At 38.7% G+C, this 4,485-nt stretch carries 4 protein-coding genes; 3 read left to right on the forward strand and 1 reads right to left on the reverse strand.

The genetic code is table 11. From position 1 onward, the window contains the following. Nucleotides 1-458: 458 nt before the first annotated feature. From Q0296_RS01305 to dnaK, 3 genes are read left to right on the forward strand one after another with little or no spacing between them, the layout of a single operon-like run. On the forward strand, nucleotides 459-1,253 hold the full coding sequence (locus Q0296_RS01305; protein ID WP_298035790.1) for an HrcA family transcriptional regulator: 795 nt from the start codon (nucleotides 459-461) through the stop codon (nucleotides 1,251-1,253). Then, a complete protein-coding gene (gene grpE / locus Q0296_RS01310; protein ID WP_009294121.1) occupies nucleotides 1,250-1,792 on the forward strand; it encodes a nucleotide exchange factor GrpE in 543 nt (180 codons plus the stop codon). Before Q0296_RS01305 ends, grpE begins: the two co-directional genes overlap by 4 nt. A gap of 31 nt (nucleotides 1,793-1,823) precedes the next feature. Next, a complete protein-coding gene (gene dnaK, locus Q0296_RS01315) occupies nucleotides 1,824-3,698 on the forward strand; it encodes a molecular chaperone DnaK (protein WP_087582521.1) in 1,875 nt (624 codons plus the stop codon). A gap of 145 nt (nucleotides 3,699-3,843) precedes the next feature. Here the strand turns inward: dnaK and Q0296_RS01320 are convergent, their stop codons facing one another. Beyond that, nucleotides 3,844-4,446, reverse strand: coding sequence for an MBL fold metallo-hydrolase (locus Q0296_RS01320; RefSeq protein WP_298035793.1), 603 nt, complete (start codon nucleotides 4,444-4,446; stop codon nucleotides 3,844-3,846). Between the last annotated feature and the right edge of the window lie 39 nt (nucleotides 4,447-4,485).

Here is a 4,485-nt window from a genome sequence, read left to right on the forward strand (position 1 = left end):
TGGCTTAAAAGAGCTTGTCCTTGGATATAACTTGTTTTAAAAATACTTTATTTAAAAAGGCAAAATAGCTTGTTTAAAAAATAACTTACTGCGGATAGCGGTTCATTTCAAAATTTAGCCACAACTTCTAAAAATAGCTTGCCGTAAAATGACTTAGCGCAGATAAAACGGCTTACTTTAATAAATAGCTTGCTGCAGAAACAGCTTGCTAAAAATGCAAGCTTACTACAAAACCGACACATAAACTAAATAGCCACAGCGTATTTCTAGCAGCAAAACAGCGCCACATAAAACATTTTAATATAAATTTCTTAGTCAAACCCTACATCAAAAGCCTTATGAAACTTTAGTTATATAGACTAAAGATAAATAAATAAATTTTTTTAACTTATATACTTGACATTAATAAACTAAAGTTGTATAATCCGCTTAGCAATTAAAAAGAAAGAGTGCTAAAAGTGAGTAAAACAAATAAACGCGATTTGATACTAAATTCTATCATTGAAGCCTATTTGCAGAACAATGCGCCTATTGGCTCAAATGAGCTTGGCTCTCGCATGAGTATGGCGATACCGGCATCTACGATACGTGTTTATTTCAAAAAGCTTTCAGATGAGGGCGAGATCACAAAGCTTCACATCAGTGGCGGCAGGATCCCAACTATCGCTGCGATGAGGAGATATTGGAGTGAAATTTTTGCTGAAAGCGACATAAATTTAGAAATAAATGATCCAAGAAGCTTAAAGATGCTCTGTGATGAATTTGAGCTTTATTGTATGATTTTTGGCACGATCGACAAGGAGTTGCTAGAAATTTTAAATTTAAATGATAGGTATCTGGTTTTAAATTTTAGTGGCGATGAGATCGTCATCAAGTTTGATGCTAGGATGTATAAATTTTTAAACAACCTTATAGGAGTTAGTTTAGACAAGCTTGAGCTTATCTGCTCTCAAGTTGGCTTAAGCGAACTAAAAAACAAGATAAGAGAGCTTAAAAGGACTAAAATTTACTTTCAAGAGAATGAAATTTTAGCCTTTGATATGTTCAAGGATAGACGCTTTAAGATGATTTTTGACCCAAGTTTTAGCTTGCAGATGGATGAAGAACTTACATTTTCTCCTATGTTTGATGAAAATTACATGGGGCTTAAATTTAAAGCAAACTACCTTGGTAGCGAGGCGCAGATGATCTGTGCTGGCAGTGTTTATACTGATTATGTGAAATTTATAAATCTAATAAAGGAGGCCGCGTGAGCGAAGAGGTAAAAGAGCAAAATCTACCTGAGGTCGAGCCAGTGCAAGAGGCAGCTAGCGATAGCGTAAATTTAGACGCACTTGGCGATATCTCAAAAGTGGAGAAGCTCGAAAAAGAGCTTGGCGAGATCACTGATAAATATTACAGAGCAAATGCTGAGTTTGAAAATATTAAAAAGCGTTATGAAAAAGAGAAAGCAGATGTTGCAAGCTATGCAAATGAGAAATTTGCAAGGGACTTGCTACCAGTCATCGATGCACTCGAGATCGCTGCAAATTTTGACCCAGAGGATGATGAATTTGCTAAAAAGATCAAAGAGGGCATTTTGATAACAATAAATCAGTTTAAGAAATGTTTTGAAAAGCATGGCGTGAGCGAGATCGCAACTGATGCCGAGTTTGATCCAAATGTGCATAATGCCGTTTTAAGGGTCGATAGCGAGGAGAAGCAAAGCGGTCAGATCGTGCAAGCTTTACAAAAAGGCTATATGATAAATGGTAGGGTTTTGCGCCCAGCCATGGTCAGTGTGGCAAACTAAATTTAAAAAATAAATCTAATAAAGGAAAAATATGTCAAAAGTTATAGGTATAGACTTAGGTACAACAAACTCTTGTGTGAGCGTTTTTGAGCGCGGCGAGAGCAAGGTTATCCCAAATAAAGAGGGTAAAAACACAACTCCATCTGTTGTTGCTTTTACAGACAAAGGTGAAATTCTAGTAGGTGATGTTGCAAAACGTCAAGCAGTTACAAACCCTGAAAAAACGATATATTCTATCAAACGTATCATGGGTTTGATGAGCAATGAAAAAAATGCTGAAGAGGCAAAGGCTCGCTTGCCATATCATGTTGTAGATAGAAATGGCGCTTGCGCGGTTGAGATCGCTGGCAAGGTCTATACTCCGCAAGAAATTTCAGCAAAAATTCTTATCAAGCTAAAAGAAGACGCTGAAGCATATCTTGGCGAGAGCGTGACAGACGCGGTTATCACAGTGCCTGCATACTTTAACGATAGCCAAAGAAAGGCTACAAAAGAGGCTGGAACGATCGCAGGACTAAATGTGCTTCGTATCATCAACGAGCCAACAGCTGCGGCACTTGCTTATGGTCTTGATAAAAAAGAGGCTGAGAAAATTTTAGTTTATGACCTAGGTGGCGGTACATTTGACGTTACAGTGCTTGAAACTGGCGATAACATCGTTGAAGTTTTGGCAACTGGCGGTAATGCATTCTTAGGTGGCGATGACTTTGATAACAAGATCATCGACTGGCTAGTAAGTGAGTTTAAAAACGAAACTGGTATCGATCTAAAAGGCGATATCATGGCGCTTCAACGCTTAAAAGAAGCCGCTGAAAATGCTAAAAAAGAGCTAAGCTCAGCTCAAGAGACTGAGATAAATTTACCATTTATCACAGCTGATGCGACTGGTCCAAAACACCTTGTCAAAAAGCTAACTCGCGCTAAATTTGAAGGCATGATCGACTCACTTGTGGGTGAGACTATCACTAAGATAAATGAAGTCATCAAAGATGCAGGTCTAAGCAAGGGTGACATCAAAGAGGTCGTAATGGTCGGTGGTTCAACTCGTGTGCCACTTGTTCAAGAAGAGGTTAAAAAAGCATTTGGTAAAGAGCTAAATAAGAGCGTAAATCCAGATGAAGTCGTGGCTATCGGTGCTGCGATCCAAGGTGCGGTTATAAAAGGCGACGTTAAAGACGTGCTACTTCTTGACGTTACTCCACTTAGCCTTGGTATCGAGACACTTGGCGGCGTTATGACAAAGATCATCGAAAAAGGCACAACTATACCAACTAAGAAAAGTCAAGTTTTCTCAACTGCTGAAGATAACCAAAATGCCGTTACTATCATGGTTTTACAAGGTGAGCGTGAGTTTGCAAGGGATAATAAATCACTTGGAAATTTCAACCTTGAAGGCATCCCAGCAGCTCCAAGAGGCGTACCTCAAATCGAAGTTGAATTTGACATCGACGCAAACGGAATTTTAACCGTTTCAGCAAAAGATAAAGCGACTGGCAAAGCCCAAAACATCACTATCTCAGGATCAAGCGGTCTTAGCGAAGATGAGATAAATAGCATGGTAAAAGACGCTGAGCTTCACAAAGAAGAGGATAAAAAACGCAAAGATGCAGTTGAGGCTAGAAACCAAGCAGACGCACTTGTTCATCAAACTGAAAAGAGCATGAGCGAGCTTGGCGAGAAAGTCCCAGCCGATGATAGAAGCAACATCGAAGCTGCGTTAAATGATCTAAAAGAGGTTCTAAAAGACGAAAACTCTTCAAAAGAGCAGATCGATGCAAAAGTAGAAGCTCTAAGCAAAGCTAGCCACAAACTTGCAGAAGCTATGTATAAAAAAGATGAAAACGCTGGCGCAAACGGCGGCAACAACAAAAAAGACGACGACGTAATAGACGCTGAAGTCGAGTAAAACTCCTAGAGCAGGGCGCTTGCCTTGCTCTTTTAACTTATAAATTTAAACCTATAAACACTTTTTAATACAAGCTTACTACATCATCTTGTAAGATGAAAATTATAAATTTCTAAAATGCATAAATTTAGCCACGCCTAAAAATTTAAGACCTTCTTACGATCTCTATCCACCTATCAAGCTCTTGTTGCTCGGCTTTTAGCGTGCTGCCTTCGCCGTGTCCTGGATAAAGTGCGAAGTCGCCCTTTAGATTTTTGCATTTTTCTAAACTATTTAGCATCTCATTTTTATCTGAAAATGGAAAGTCCCAGCGCCCGATGCTACCTTTAAATAAAAAATCACCACTAAAGATCGCGTCTTCTATCTCTATCATCGAGCAACCTGGTGTATGCCCTGGAAAATGGTGAAATTTAAAAGAAAAGTCACCCACCGCAAAGCTCTCATCGCCTTGAACCAAAACATCTGGCACAAAGGTATTTTTCATATAGCCAAAAATGTCACTCTCACACATAAAAGCATCAAATTTATTGATATAAACTGGGATTTTTAGCTCATTTTTTAGCTCGCTCACGTCGTAAATATGATCAAAATGCCCATGAGTGCAAAGTATCGCCTTTAAATTTTGTGCATTTTGCAAAACCCACTCTTTTGCGCCGTCGCCCGGATCTATCACCAAACTTGAGCCATTTTTGGTAACGATGTAGCAATTTGTCCCAAAATCGCCAAAATTTTTATGCATTACTCTCATTTTTTACCTTAAATTTATTATTTCTTAAATATTTACATC

The sequence above is a fragment of the uncultured Campylobacter sp. genome, from assembly GCF_937890585.1.
GTDB lineage: Bacteria > Campylobacterota > Campylobacteria > Campylobacterales > Campylobacteraceae > Campylobacter_A.